This is a genomic window from Streptomyces smyrnaeus, assembly GCF_017676345.1.
Lineage (GTDB): Bacteria > Actinomycetota > Actinomycetes > Streptomycetales > Streptomycetaceae > Streptomyces > Streptomyces smyrnaeus.
The window spans coordinates 47,551-61,336 of record NZ_JAFFZM010000003.1; the positions used below are offsets into that span (position 1 = coordinate 47,551).

Annotated in this window: 10 protein-coding genes; 3 read left to right on the forward strand and 7 right to left on the reverse strand. The window is 70.6% G+C overall.

What is annotated here, in order from left to right; genetic code table 11:
- Positions 1 to 17: 17 nt before the first annotated feature.
- A complete protein-coding gene (locus JW613_RS06340) occupies positions 18 to 1,055 on the reverse strand; it encodes a mechanosensitive ion channel family protein (RefSeq protein WP_209209718.1) in 1,038 nt (345 codons plus the stop codon).
- A gap of 169 nt (positions 1,056 to 1,224) precedes the next feature.
- Here JW613_RS06340 and JW613_RS06345 point away from each other — a divergent pair, with 169 nt between their 5' ends.
- A complete protein-coding gene (locus JW613_RS06345) occupies positions 1,225 to 1,812 on the forward strand; it encodes a dienelactone hydrolase family protein (RefSeq protein WP_209209719.1) in 588 nt (195 codons plus the stop codon).
- A 9-nt stretch (positions 1,813 to 1,821) separates the two neighbouring features.
- Here JW613_RS06345 and JW613_RS06350 read toward each other — a convergent pair whose 3' ends face one another.
- The 5 genes from JW613_RS06350 to JW613_RS06370 form a co-directional block, all read right to left on the reverse strand.
- Complete coding sequence (locus tag JW613_RS06350; RefSeq protein WP_209209720.1) at positions 1,822 to 3,390, reverse strand: serine/threonine-protein kinase; 1,569 nt, start codon at positions 3,388 to 3,390, stop codon at positions 1,822 to 1,824.
- A 25-nt stretch (positions 3,391 to 3,415) separates the two neighbouring features.
- A complete protein-coding gene (locus JW613_RS06355; RefSeq protein WP_209209721.1) occupies positions 3,416 to 5,113 on the reverse strand; it encodes an alkaline phosphatase D family protein in 1,698 nt (565 codons plus the stop codon).
- Between the two features lie 111 nt (positions 5,114 to 5,224).
- Positions 5,225 to 5,986 carry a thioredoxin domain-containing protein gene (locus JW613_RS06360; protein WP_209209722.1) on the reverse strand — a complete coding sequence of 254 codons (762 nt, stop codon included), beginning with the start codon at positions 5,984 to 5,986 and terminating at the stop codon, positions 5,225 to 5,227.
- A 42-nt stretch (positions 5,987 to 6,028) separates the two neighbouring features.
- Positions 6,029 to 6,760, reverse strand: a complete 732-nt coding sequence (locus JW613_RS06365; RefSeq protein WP_372447911.1) for a TrbL/VirB6 family protein — start codon at positions 6,758 to 6,760, stop codon at positions 6,029 to 6,031.
- Between the two features lie 33 nt (positions 6,761 to 6,793).
- Positions 6,794 to 8,122: a DUF2252 domain-containing protein gene (locus JW613_RS06370; RefSeq protein WP_209209724.1), complete on the reverse strand. Its 1,329-nt coding sequence runs from the start codon at positions 8,120 to 8,122 to the stop codon at positions 6,794 to 6,796.
- Positions 8,123 to 8,315: 193 nt separating this feature from the next.
- Between JW613_RS06370 and dnaE the strand changes: the two genes are divergently transcribed.
- Entirely contained in the window at positions 8,316 to 11,861 is a 3,546-nt protein-coding gene (gene dnaE / locus JW613_RS06375; protein WP_209209725.1) for a DNA polymerase III subunit alpha, read from the forward strand.
- Between the two features lie 69 nt (positions 11,862 to 11,930).
- Here dnaE and JW613_RS06380 read toward each other — a convergent pair whose 3' ends face one another.
- Positions 11,931 to 12,083 (reverse strand): hypothetical protein, encoded by a 153-nt coding sequence (locus JW613_RS06380; RefSeq protein WP_180289607.1) that lies wholly within the window; start codon positions 12,081 to 12,083, stop codon positions 11,931 to 11,933.
- A gap of 255 nt (positions 12,084 to 12,338) precedes the next feature.
- On the opposite strand from JW613_RS06380, the gene JW613_RS06385 reads away from it, so the two are divergent.
- Positions 12,339 to 13,694 (forward strand): NYN domain-containing protein, encoded by a 1,356-nt coding sequence (locus JW613_RS06385; protein WP_209209987.1) that lies wholly within the window; start codon positions 12,339 to 12,341, stop codon positions 13,692 to 13,694.
- Positions 13,695 to 13,786 lie beyond the last annotated feature (92 nt).

Below are 13,786 nucleotides of genomic sequence, written 5' to 3' on the forward strand. Positions count from 1 at the left end.
GCCCGGCCGCGTGCGGGCTAGACCAGCTTGTCCTGCTGGATGTACCGGATGCCCGGCAGCGCCTGAGGGTGGTAGGTCTTCAGCCAGGTGATCAGCTGCTCGCGGAGCGCGCAGCGCAGCGTCCACAGATCGTCCGAGGAGCGTGCGGTCACCGCGACGCGTACCTCGATCGTGGTGGGTGTGCTGTCGGTGACCACCACGCTCCAGCTGCGTCCGTCCCACTCGTCGCTCGCCCGCACCAGCTCCTCCGTCTTGGCGCGCAGCTCCGCGACGGGCGCCGCGTGGTCCAGCTGGAGGTAGACGGTGCCGGTCATCTGCGCGCCGCCGCGCGACCAGTTCTCGAACGGCTTGTTGGTGAAGTAGGAGACCGGCATCGTGATCCGGCGCTCGTCCCAGGTGAGGATCACCAGGTAGGAGACGGTGATCTCCTCGACCGTGCCCAGCTCGCCGTCCACCACGACCTCGTCGCCGATCCGCACCATGTCGCCGAAGGCGATCGACAGCCCGGCGAACAGATTGCCCAGCGTCGACTGGGCTGCGATACCGGCGACGATCCCCAGCACACCGGCCGAGGCCAGCATCGAGGTGCCGAACGTCTTCATACCGGGGAACTGGAGCAGCACCGCCGCCACCGCGATCACCGTCACCACGGCGGTGATCAGCCGCCGGATCAGCGTGAGCTGGGTGCGCACCCGTCGGCCCCGCGCCGGGTCGTGGGTGGCGCCCGCGTACCGGGTGGCGATCGTCTCGGTTATCGCGGCGACGAGCCGCAGGATCAGCCAGGCCGAGGCCGCGACCAGGACGATGGTCAGCCAGCGGTCGACACCGGCCCTGTGGTTCTTGGCCAGTTCGGTGCTGTCGAAGAATGCGCTGACCAGCGCGACGAACATGACCGCCTGGAACGGGAAGCGGCCGCTGCGCAGCAGCCCCCACATCGGGGTCTCCGGGTGGCGGGCGTCCAGGCGCACCATCAGCCGGTCGACGGCCCAGGCGAGGATGTACGAGAGCACGATCGCGCCACCGAAGACGATGACGGGCCGGAGCACGTTCTCCATGGTCGTCCTTCTCCTCGCTTTCCTGGCAGCGGCCCCGGTCGCGGTACCGGGGCGGACCGGGCCGCGCACCGGCTGCCCAAGGACCACGGACGACCGTACCTGGCACCATGTGGAGTACCCGGCTCCAGGGCTCACACCGGGGGCCCTTTGTGAAGGAAGTGACATTTCAGTGGCACCCGTAGCGATCGTTCTCCTCCACTCCGTGTGCGGGCTCACCGCGGACGTACGCGCCGCGGCGGAGCGGCTCCGCGCCGCGGGGCACGAGGTGGTGACCCCCGACCTCTTCGACGGCCGGACCGCTTCCTCGGTGGAGGAGGGGATGCGCATGCGTGAGGAGGAGGGCAGCCCCGACCGCGACGAGCTGCTGCGGCGGGCCGTCGCCGCCACGGCGCCCCACTCCGACAAGGGCCTCGTCTACGCGGGCTTCTCGCTGGGCGGCTCCATCGCCCAGACCCTCGCGCTGGCGGACGAGAAGGCGCGCGCCCTGGTGCTGTTCTCCGGGACGTCGGACATTCCGGAGAACGCCGCGGTGGACGACCTCCCCGTACAGCTGCACGTCGGTGACCCGGACGCCTTCGAGCCGCACGACTGGCTGACCGCCTGGTATCTGCGGATGCAGCGCGCCGGCGCCGATGTGGAGGTGCACCGCTATCCGGGAGCCGCGCACCTGTACACCCATGCCGAGCTGCAGGACTACGACGAGGAGGCGGCCGAGCGCACCTGGCGCACGGTGCTGGGCTTCCTGGACACCCTGTAGGCGACGGCCTCAGCGCTCGCAGCGCCCCGTGCCCCGGCCCTTGTCCGGGGCGCAGAGGTAGCCGCGGTCGGCGGCGTTGTCGCTGACGTAGCGGCCCACGCACTGGTTGGAGGACGCCAGGCCCCGCTCGCCGCACCAGTCGGCCGCGGCCCGGCCGTCGGAAAAGCCGCCGGAGGGGCCCGGGTGGTAGAACATCCAGTACCCCGGACGCAGTGAGGCGTGGCGGTCGCTGTCGACGTAGCGCACGCCGTCGGCCTTGCGGCTCAGCGCGGCGTGCATCTTGTCGCGTGCGCCGGTGCCGTCCGCCTTGGCGACCGAGCCCAGCTGTGCGACCCAGGTGTCGTCGGGCGAGCCCGGCCCGGTGGGGGATCGCGTCGTGGGGGTGGCGGTGGGCTCCTTCGCCGGCTGCTCGCTCTTCTCCGCCTCCGGGTCCTTCTCCTTCTCCTTTTGCCTCTCCCCCTGCTCCTTCTCCTCCGTCGGGGCGGGGCGAGCAGTGGGCCTGCCGTCGTCGGCGGCGGCCGATGTGTCGTCGGGCCGCGTCAGCAGGAACACCCCACCGGCGACGAGGACGGCAGCCACCACAGCCGCGCAGACAGCCGACGCGGTGCGGCCCCGGCGCCGCCCCCGGGCACCCCCGTCGATGTGCGCCGGGGGCTGCGGCGGGGGCGCGGAGGGCGTGCGGACGGGCAGCGACGTCTCGGTCGGCAGATACGGCGCCGCCTGGCCCCCCGAGGCGACCTTGTCCAGCATCCGATCCAGTTCCGCCGCGTCGGGCCGGGCCGCCGCGTCCCGGACGAGTACGGCCCGCAGCACCGGGCCGAGGGCTCCGCTGCGCTCCGGCGGCGGCACCGGATCGTCGAGGACCGCAGCGATGGTGGCCAGCGTGGTGGCACGGCGCAGCGGGCTGCGGCCCTCCGTGCACATGTACAGCGTCAGCCCCAGCGACCACAGATCACCGGCCGGTTCGTCGATGCCCCGGATGCGCTCCGGGGCGATGAACTCCGGTGAGCCCAGGAACTCCCCCGTCGCCGTCACCGTGGCGGAGCCCTGGAGCGCGGCGATACCGAAGTCGGTGAGCACCGCCGAACCGTCCGCGCGCAGCAGCACGTTGCTGGGCTTCACATCGCGGTGCTGGATGCCCGCCGCGTGCGCCGTACGCAGCGCGGAGAGCACCTCGCGGCCGAGCCGCGCCGCCTCCTGCGGCGCCAACGGGCCCTGCCGCAGCCGCTGTTCCAGCGAGGGGCCGTCCACCAGCTCCATCACCAGCCACGGGAAGGGCCCCTCGTCCACGATGTGGTGGATCGTCACCACGTGCGGATGGCTGAGCCGGGCGAGGGCGCGGGCCTCGCGCAGTACCCGCTCGCGCAGCGCCCGGGACCCGGCCGACCCGTCCAGTGCCGCGTCGGGGTCGCCGGGGTCGGCGGCCGGGGGCCGGACCTCCTTGAGCGCCACTTCGCGGTGCAGCGCCACATCCCGGGCCCGCCACACGGTGCCCATGCCCCCGGCCCCGAGCCGCTCCAGCAGCTCGAAACGTCCGTCGACGACCTGTCCGCGCCTGCCGCGCCCTCCCCCTGTCATGGGCTCAGCGTACGGCGCCGGTGGCTCAGCGCACCGGCTGGTACGTCCGCTCGACGCGCTGCGAGCCGGCGGTGGTGCGATAGGAGCGGCGCAGCGTGGCGGTGGCGTGCGCGTCGGTCTTGTCGGAGAGGACGTAGTAGTCCATCTGCGTCCGCGTCGCGTCCACGTCCAGCACCCCGAAGCCGTGCGAGTCCATGTCGACCCAGCGCACATGGCGGTTGGCGGCGCGTACGGCTGCTTCGGCGATGCCCGAGAGGGTGTCGGGAGCCACCCGCAGGGTGTCGTCGAGGTTGTCGGAGGTGACGGAGGTGATGACGAACTCGGTGGCGACCGGCGGCTCGTGGGGGTGGTCGGCGGCGCGCAGGGGCACCTCGTTGGCCCAGTTCATATGGATGTCGCCGGTCAGGAAGACGGTGTCGGTGACGCGGTTGTCGCGCAGGTGGGTGAGGAGTTCCCGCCGGTCGTCGGTGTAGCCGTCCCACTGGTCGGTGTTGACGGCCAGCCCCTCCCGGGGAACGCCCAGACACGCGGCGAGCGGACCGAGGAACTTGGCGGGGACCGAGCCGAACGCCACCTGGGAGATCATCACCGGGTTGCCGACCAGCTTCCACCGGGCCGGGGAGCCGGCCAGGCCCTTCTTCAGCCAGTCGAGCTGTCTGCGCCCGGTCAGTGTCCGGTCCGGGTCGTCTATGTCCTTGCCGTCGCCCACGGTCGGCTGGGCGTCGCGGAACGAGCGCAGATCCAGCAGGTGCAGCTCGGCCAAGCTGCCGAAGCGCAGTTTCCGGAAGGTGGTGCCCGCGGTGGAGGGCCGTACCGGCATCCATTCGAAGTACGCCTGCTTGGCCGCTGCCGTCCGCTGCGCCCAGTCGCCCTCGGTCGCCGGATCGTGGTTGACGGCGCCTCCCGACCAGGCGTTGTCGGCCAGCTCGTGGTCGTCCCAGATGGCGATCAGCGGGTGCGCCGCGTGCATGGCCTGCAGATCGGGGTCCGACTTGTAGTGGCCGTGCCGCACCCGGTAGTCGGCGAGCGAGACGATCTCGTGCGTGGGCCGGGCGGTCCGCACGACGGCGTCCCCTGTGGGGTACTCGCCGTGCCCGTACTCGTAGAGGTAGTCGCCCAGGTGCAGCACCGCGTCCAGGTCGGTACGGGCCGCCAGATGCCGGTAGGAGGCGAAGTAGCCGCCCTCGTAGTTGGCGCAGGAGACCACCCCGAGGCGGAGCCGGTCGACCTGGGCGCTCTCGGCGGGCGCGGTGCGGGTGCGGCCGGTGGGGGAGTGGGCGCCTTCGGCCGTGAACCGGAAGAAGTAGGCGGTGGCCGGGCGCAGCCCGCGCACATCGGCCTTGACGGTGTGGTCGGTTGCGGCCTCGGCCCGCACCGTGCCGCGCGCCACGACGGTGCCGAACTCCCGGTCCCGGGCCACCTCCCAGTCCACCTCGACGGGGGCGCCCTTGCCCGAGCCGGGCACGGCGCCGGGCCCGGGGGTGACCCGGGTCCACAGCAGCACCCCGTCCGGGAGGGGGTCGCCCGAGGCGACACCGTGTGCGAACGAGGGGCCCGCCTCGGCCGCCCCGGCACTGGGTGCGGCGCCGGCCAGCGGCAGCAGCGCGGCGCCGGCCGCGCCGGCGGCGACCACGGCCCGGCGCCGCGGAGCGGTCACCGGGCCGTGGGGCAGGGCCTGTTCGGTTGTCGGGGAGTCGGTTCTCGCGGAGTGGGTAGAAGTCACGAACCGGCATGCTACGCAGCGGTAGGAACGAGGGGCAGACCGCAGCAGCAACAAGGGGCGGACCGCGTGCGAAATGCGGTCCGCCCCTTCTCGCCCACGGCTGTGCGTCGGCTACTTCTTCTCGTCCTTGCCCGACTTCAGGTCCACGCCCAGGTCCTTGAGCTTGCCGGGGACGTCCTGCGGCTGCACCTGCTCACCGTCGATCTTGATGGTGGGGGTGGACTGGATCTCGGAGCCGTTGAAGCTGGCGATCATGTCCTTGGCCCACTTGGTGTACTTCTTGCCCTTGACGGCCTTCTCGAACGCCTTGTTGTCCTTCAGCTCCGGGACCGTGTCCGAGACCTTGAGCAGGTAGTCGTTGTCGGCGAACTTGTCCTCCTGCTCGTTGGGGTGCCACTTGGCCGAGTACAGCTGCGCCTTGTAGTCCGCGAACGCCTTGACGCTCACGGCCTTGGCGGCGCCCAGTGCCCGCGCCGCGTTCTGGGAGCCGGAGCCGCCCATGTTGCCGTCGATGATCGCGCCGAGGTGGACGCGCAGCTTGTACTTGCCCTCCTCGGCGCCCTTCTGGAGCGGCTCGCCCATCGCCTGCTCGAAGCTGGCGCAGGCCGGGCAGCGCAGGTCCTCGTAGACGTCGATGGTCTTCTCCGCCTTGGCTCCCCCGGTGGTGACGGCCATGTCGTCACCGCTGGAGTCCTGGTCGTTCAACTTGGCGATGAAGATGCCGATACCGGCCACCACGGCCAGCACCGCGACCACCGACAGCCCGACCAGCAACTGCCGCCGCGTCCGCTCCTTCTTGGCCTGCTTCTCCCGCTCGAGGCGCAGCCGCTCGCGGGCGGCGCGCTTGGCTTCCTGGCTGTTGCGCTTGCTCATGACTGTTCTTCTCCGTTGTTCCGTACGCGAAGGGAAACCTGCTCAGACCGCCGGTGCCACGGCGGTGAGCGCGGGCGGCCCGCGACGGTGTACGGAGTGGGTCAGCAGCGGCAGCGCCAGGGGCCCGCCGGCGCTCGGGGCGCGCCGGGGCAGAGCCGGACCGGTGGCCTTCCGGCCGGCGCGGAAGGTGCGGCAGACGGCCACCGCGGCGCGCAGCGGCCGGAAGGCGGTGGCCGCCGTGGTACGCAGCAGCCGGGCGAGTGCCGCCTCACCGCGCCGCAGCCACAGTGCGGCCAGCAGGCCCACCCCGACGTGCGCGGCCAGCAGCAGCCAGGGCAGTGCCGCGCCCGGCACCCCGTGGACGCCCGGTGGGTACGCGCCGGCCTCGCCGCCCCGCGCGGCCATCCGCGCCAGGGGGGTACCGACGCTGCCGCCGCCGCACAGCAGATCGACGCCGACCGAGCGTAGCGGTCCGGTCACCGGGCCGCCCGTCTGCCCGTAGCAGGCGTGCTGGCCGGTGGTGAAGACGGTGTCGGCCGCCAGTTCGAGCGGGATCAGCAGCGCCGCGATCCGGGCGAAGCTCCGCTCCCGACCGGCCAGCGCGAAGGCCAGGCAGAAGATCACTGCCGAGACGACCAGGAACGGGCGCAGCGGAACGGGGGAGCCCGACAGCATCACATGGGCGCCGGAGGACAGGGTGACGCACAGTGCGGTGAACAGCACCGCCCGTGTTGCCCTCAACCCTGTCGCTCCCATGGGGTCCGAGTGTGCCATGGGACGGCGTAAGCGATCCCTAAGAGGCCGGAATCAGACGCCGGTGATCCGGCCGTTGCGGAACAGGTCCACGAAGATCTGGTGGTCCCGGCGGGCCCGAGCGCCGTAGGTGTGGGCGAAGTCCACCAGCATCTCGCGGAAGCCGTCCTCGTCCGCCGAGATCGCCGCGTCGATGGCGCGCTCGGTGGAGAACGGGACCAGGCTGTGGCCGCTCTCGGCCTCGTCCGCAGCCGCGTGCATGGTGGCCGTGGCACGGGCGAGGTCCGCGGTGACCTGAGCGATCTCGTCCGGGTCCGACAGGTCCGACCAGTCCAGGTCCACCGCGTAGGGCGAGACCTCCGCCACCAGTTGGCCGGTGCCGTTCAGCTCCGTCCAGCCGAGCCAGGGGTCGGCGTGGGACTGGAGGGCGCGCTGCGAGATGACGGTGCGGTGGCCCTCGTGCCGGAAGTAGTCGCGCACCGCCTGGTCGGTGATGTGCCGCGAGACGGCGGGGGTCTGCGCCTGCTTCATATAGATGACCAGGTCGTTCTCCAGGGCGTCGCTGTGGCCCTCCAGCAGGATGTTGTACGAGGGCAGCCCCGCGCTGCCGATGCCGATACCGCGGCGGCCCACCACGTCCTTGACCCGGTGGGCGCCGTGCCGCTCGCGGTCCTCGTTGCGCGGGAGGGTCTCCAGATAGGCGTCGAAGGCGTCCAGGACGGCCGTCCTGGTCTCCTTGTCCAGTTCGATGGAGCCGCCGCCCGGGGTGAAGCGCCTCTCCCAGTCGCGGATCTCGGTCATGGTGCCCAGCAGCCCGAAGCGGGTGTTGGCGCGGGCGGCGCGCAGTGCGTCCAGCACCGGCCCGCGCGCGGTCTCCAGTGTGAGGGTGGGGGACTCGGTCTCGGCGGCGCCGGAGGCCATGGCGCGGATGCGGTCGCGGTACGCGTCGGCGTAGGTGGTCACCAGCGCGGTGATCTGCTCGTCACTGAGCGCCTTGCTGTACCCCAGCAGCGCGACGGAGGCCGCGAAGCGCTTGAGGTCCCAGGTGAAGGGGCCGACGTAGGCCTCGTCGAAGTCGTTGACGTTGAACAGCAGCCTTCCGTTGGCGTTCATATAGGTGCCGAAGTTCTCGGCGTGCAGATCGCCGTGTATCCACACCCGGCTGGTGCGCTCGTCCAGGAAGGGGCCGCCGTTCCGCTCCTCGTGCAGGTCCGCGTAGAACAGGCAGGCGGTGCCGCGGTAGAAGGCGAACGCCGAGGCGGCCATCTTGCGGAACTTCGTACGGAAGGCCGCCGGGTCGGCGGCGAGGAGGTCGCCGAACGCGGTGTCGAAGACTCGCAGGATGGTCTCGCCGCGCTCTGCTGCCTGGCCTGCCGTGGTCATGGGTGCGCTCCGTTGGGCGGTAGGGGACTGAACCGGTGTAGGACGAATCGAGTGTCCAACGTACGCCGACGGGGCGGGGTGCCCGGTGGTTCCCGGCGGGCCGTCTGCCGGACGGCTCTTGGGTGGTTGTCGGTGCCGGGTCGTAGACTCCTGAGCCGCCCCACACAACCCGCGCCCGGAGGTGGCCTTCGTCGTGACAGACAAGCCCTTCACACATCTGCATGTGCACACGCAGTACTCGCTCCTCGACGGCGCAGCCCGGCTGAAGGACATGTTCAACGCCTGCAATGAAATGGGCATGTCGCATATCGCGATGACCGACCACGGGAATCTGCACGGGGCCTACGACTTCTTCCACTCCGCAAAGGACGCCGGGGTCACCCCGATCATCGGCATCGAGGCGTATCTGGCCCCCGACCACCGCAGGAACACCCGCCCGGTCAAGTGGGGCACCCCGCACCAGAAGCGGGACGACGTGTCGGGCAACGGCGCCTACACCCATATGACGATGTGGGCCCGGAACGCCACGGGGCTGCACAACCTCTTCCGCGCCCAGTCGCGCGCCAGTCTGGAGGGCTTCTTCCGCAAGCCCAGGATGGACCGCGAGCTGCTCGCCGAGTACGCCGAGGGCCTGATGGCGACCACCGGCTGCCCCTCCGGTGAGGTGAGCACCAAGATCCGTCTCGACATGGAGGACGAGGCCCTCAAGGCCGCCGGGGAGTACCAGGACATCTTCGGCAAGGACAACTTCTTCGTCGAGCTGATGGACCACGGCATCGACATCGACAAGCGCGCCAGGGACGGCCTGGAGCGCATCGCGAAGAAGATCAACGCCCCCTTCATCGTCACCAACGACTCGCACTACACCTACGAGCGCGAGGCGGCGGCGCACGACACCCTGCTGTGCATCCAGACGGGCAGCAACCTCTCCGACCCGGACCGCTTCAGCTTCGACGGCGCCGGCTACTACCTCAAGTCGGCCGCGGAGATGTACGGCATCGACTCCTCGGACGCCTGGCAGTCCGGCTGCCGCAACACCCAGCTGCTGGTCGCCGAGCGCATCGAGACCGAGGGCATGTTCGAGCCCAAGAACCTGATGCCCAAGTTCGAGGTGCCCGAGGGGTACGACGAGATCTCCTGGTTCCGCGAGGAGGTCCGGCGCGGCATGGCCCGCCGCTACCCGGACGGCGTCCCCCAGGACCGCCAGGAGCTGGCGGAGTACGAGATGAAGGTCATCATCGACATGGGCTTCCCGGGGTACTTCCTCGTGGTCGCCGACTTCATCAACTGGGCCAAGGACAACGGCATCGCGGTCGGTCCGGGCCGTGGCTCGGCGGCGGGCTCGATCGTCTCGTACGCCATGGGCATCACCGACCTCGACCCGGTGACCCACGGCCTGATCTTCGAGCGGTTCCTCAACCCCGAGCGCGTCACCATGCCCGACGTCGACATCGACTTCGACGAGCGCAGGCGCGGCGATGTGATCCGCTACGTCACGGAGAAGTACGGCGCCGACAAGGTCGCCATGATCGGCACCTACGGCACCATCAAGGCCAAGGCCGCCATCAAGGACGCCTCCCGGGTGCTGGGCTACCCGTACGCGATGGGGGACCGGATCACCAAGGCGATGCCCGCCGACGTGCTCGGCAAGGGCATCCCGCTCTCCGGTATCACCGACCCCGACCACCCCCGCTACAGCGAGGCGGGCGAGGTCAGGTCGATGTACGAGAACGAGCCGGACGTCAAGAAGGTCATCGACGCCGCCATGGGCATCGAGGGCCTGGTGCGCCAGATGGGCATGCACGCCGCCGGCGTGATCATGTCCAGCGAGCCGATCATCGACCACGCCCCGATCTTCTCGCCGAAGAACGACGGCACGGTCGTCACCCAGTGGGACTACCCCAGCTGTGAGGCGCTGGGCCTGCTGAAGATGGACTTCCTGGGGCTGCGCAACCTCACCATCATGGACGACGCGGTCAAGATGATCCGCAAGAACAAGGGCGTGGACCTCAAGCTCCTCGATCTGCCGCTGGACGACCCCAAGACCTTCGAGCTGCTGTGCCGCGGTGACACACTCGGCGTCTTCCAGTTCGACGGCGGCCCGATGCGCTCCCTGCTGCGCATGATGAAGCCCGACCACTTCGAGGACATCTCCGCCGTCTCGGCGCTGTACCGCCCGGGCCCGATGGGGATGAACTCCCACATCAACTACGCGCTGCGGAAGAACGGCCAGCAGGAGATCACTCCGATCCATCCGGAGCTGGAGGAGCCTCTCAAGGAGGTCCTCGACATCACCTACGGCCTGATCGTCTACCAGGAGCAGGTGCAGAAGGCCGCCCAGGTGCTCGCCGGCTACTCGCTGGGCCAGGCCGACCTGCTGCGCCGGGCCATGGGCAAGAAGAAGAAGGAGGTTCTCGACAAGGAGTTCGTGAACTTCCAGAAGGGCATGCGGGACAACGGCTACTCCGACGCCGCCGTCCAGGCCGTCTGGGACGTCCTGGTGCCCTTCGCCGGATACGCCTTCAACAAGGCGCACTCCTCCGCCTACGGCCTGGTCACCTACTGGACGGCCTACCTCAAGGCCAACTACCCCGCCGAATACATGTCCGCGCTGCTCACCTCGGTGCGCGACGACAAGGACAAGTCGGCGGTCTATCTCAACGAGTGCCGCAAGATGGGCATCAAGGTGCTGCCGCCGAACGTCAATGAGTCGGAGGCGAACTTCACCTCGAAGGATGACTCCACGATCGTCTTCGGTCTCACAGCCGTGCGGAACGTGGGCCAGAACGTGGTCGACTCGATCGTCAAGTGCCGCAAGGCCAAGGGGAAGTACACCTCCTTCCCGGACTTCCTGGACAAGGTCGAGGCCGTCGTCTGCAACAAGCGCACCGTCGAATCGCTGATCAAGGCCGGCGCGTTCGACGAGATGGGACACACCCGCAAGGGCCTCACCGCCCAGTTCGAGCCGATGATCGACAACGTGGTGCAGGTCAAGCGCAAGGAGGCCGAGGGCCAGTTCGACCTCTTCGGCGACCTCGGCCAGGACGACGCCGCCGACTCGGGGCCCGGCTTCGGGCTGGACGTGCAGTTCTCCGAGGAGGAGTGGGACAAGACCTATCTGCTCGCCCAGGAGCGGGAGATGCTCGGTCTCTACGTCTCCGACCACCCGCTCTTCGGTCTGGAGCACGTGCTCAACGAGAAGGCCGACGCCGCCATCGCGCAGCTGACCGGCGGCGACTACTCCGACGGCTCCATCGTGACGATCGGCGGGATCATCTCCGGCCTCCAGCGCAAGATGACCAAGCAGGGCAACGCCTGGGCCATCGCCACCGTGGAGGACCTGGCGGGCTCCATCGACTGCATGTTCTTCCCCGCCACCTACCAGCTGGTCTCCACCCAGCTGGTGGAGGACGCGATCGTCTTCGTCAAGGGCCGCCTCGACAAGCGGGAGGATGTCCCGCGGCTGGTCGCCATGGAGCTGCAGGTGCCCGATCTGAGCGAGGCGTCGGCCTCCGCACCGGTCACCATCACGATCCCGAGCGTGAAGGTCACCCCGCCCCTGGTCGAGAAGCTCGGCGACGTGCTCACCCAGCACCGCGGGTCCAGCGAGGTACGCGTCCGGCTGGAGGGGGCGCGCAAGACGACGGTCCTGCGCCTGGACCGCCACCGGGTGACCCCGGACCCCGCCCTGTTCGGCGATCTGAAGGAGCTGCTGGGCCCCTCCTGCCTCGCGGGTTGACCGTCCGGGCCCGTCCCCGGCGCGGGGGTCCGCCGGACTCCCGCCCCGGGGACGAAGCGGACGCGGCCCTCAGTTGTGGCCGAAGCGGCGCTCTCTCACCTTGCGGCTGACGTCTGCGGGGGTGCGCTCCGCGGCGGCGGACTTGGCGCGCTCCCTCTCGCGCCGCTGCTCCTCGGCGGTGCGGGCCTGCCGTGGCTGCTGACGGTTCTTGTTCTTTGCCATGATCGCCTCCTGCGATGGAGCGCCGCCTCCGGAGAGGGAGCTCCGTCTCCCGTGGAGGAGCTCCCCGGAGGAGAGGGCTCTCGTTCACCCTTGCATACGTCGAAATGCCTCGCATGTCGGACAATTGCGCCACGCCGATGATCGAGTTCCGGCTGATAACCCCCGTAGGGTCGGGCAGACTCGAAAGACACGGGGGACGGCCGGCACGCGAGGGCACAGCCTCGGCTGTACGTCATGACCGAGAGTGGGTGGAACGTGGACCGCTGCGTCGTCCTGGTGGACGCCGGTTATCTGTTGGGTGCCGCCGCGAGCCTCTTGGCACGGGAGCCCACCCGCTCGCGGATCACCGTCGACCACGCCGGTCTCATCCAGTCGCTCCGTCAGCAGGCCGAAGCCGACACCCAGTGCGCGCTGCTGCGCATCTACTGGTTCGACGGCGCCCCCGATCGCGTACCCCAGCCCGAGCACCGCAGGCTGCGCGTCATGCCGAGGGTGACCGTACGCCTGGGAGCCCTCACCCGCAGCGACGGGCGCTGGGCGCAGAAGGGCGTCGATGCCGCCATGCACGCGGAGCTGACCGAACTCGCCCGCAACCGCGCCTGCTCCGACATCGTGCTGGTGACCGGCGACGGCGATCTGCTGCCGGGGCTGATGTCCGCGAAGGAGCACGGCGTCGCCGTCCATCTGTGGGCCGTGCAGGCCGCCGACGGCGACTACAACCAGTCCGAGGACCTGGTCGCCGAGGCGGACGAGCGGCGCGTGCTGGACCGTACCTGGATCACGCCCGTCGTCCGCGCCAAGGACCTCACCGCACCCTGCGCGCCTTCGCCGGCGCCCCGCCCGGAGATCGCCGCGATCCTCTCCGCGCCGCTGCCGGAGACCGGCAAGAACGGCGACAGCGTCGACCACCGCCGGGCCGTACCTACCGTGCCTGCCGTACCTCCCGGGCCGCCGGGGCAGACCCCCGCACCCGCACCGGCCGAGCCGCGGGCCGAGGAGGCGGCGGCCGAGGAGACGGCGCGGACGCCCACCGAGCCGGAAGCGGACGCCGCAGACGGTGCCGAGGGCCCCGAGGAGCCCACGACCGGCGGCACGGCGCCCAACCGCACCGAAGGCGTGCCCACCCCCAAGGATCTGGCGGACCTCGGCCGCCAGGGGCAGCAGGGGCCCCCGGCGGGCCCACCGGGGGCGACGCTGCGCTGGTCCTCCGACCGCGGCTGGGTCGAGCGGGCGGCGTCCGGCGAGGCGCCCGAGACGGCGTCGCTGCCGATGCTCGCCCAGCTCACCACCGCCGAGCAGCGCTGGGCGGACCGCGAGGAGGACATCACCGCGGTCAGCGGCGACCCGTACGAGGTCGGCCAGGTCTTCGCCCGCCGCTGGATCGAACGGCTGACCAACGAGAGCCATCTGCAGCAGCTCTCGGGCGAGTATCCGCGCATCCCGCACCGGATCGACGGCGAACTGCTGCGCTACGCGGCCCGGTTCGGGCTGCTCGCGCACAAGGACGACCAGATCGACGAACACGACCGCTACGCGATCCGCGCGGGCTTCTGGCGGGAGGTCGACGCCCGCTCCGGCGCCTCGGCCGAACACGCCCCCGCCGGGGACTGACCCCGCGACCGGACAGCGACCTGACGGCCACCGAGCAGCGTCAACACCCGACCGGCCCCGGCCACCCCGGAGCCGGCAGGGCCCGAAGCGGG

Coding starts and splice junctions, on each gene's coding strand:
- JW613_RS06340 (WP_209209718.1), bottom strand. CDS start 1,055: ATGGAGAACGTGCTCCGGCCCGTCATCGTCTTCGGTGGCGCGATCGTG.
- JW613_RS06350 (WP_209209720.1), bottom strand. CDS start 3,390: ATGACAGGGGGAGGGCGCGGCAGGCGCGGACAGGTCGTCGACGGACGT.
- JW613_RS06360 (WP_209209722.1), bottom strand. CDS start 5,986: ATGAGCAAGCGCAACAGCCAGGAAGCCAAGCGCGCCGCCCGCGAGCGG.
- JW613_RS06365 (WP_372447911.1), bottom strand. CDS start 6,760: ATGGCACACTCGGACCCCATGGGAGCGACAGGGTTGAGGGCAACACGG.
- JW613_RS06370 (WP_209209724.1), bottom strand. CDS start 8,122: ATGACCACGGCAGGCCAGGCAGCAGAGCGCGGCGAGACCATCCTGCGA.
- JW613_RS06380 (WP_180289607.1), bottom strand. CDS start 12,083: ATGGCAAAGAACAAGAACCGTCAGCAGCCACGGCAGGCCCGCACCGCC.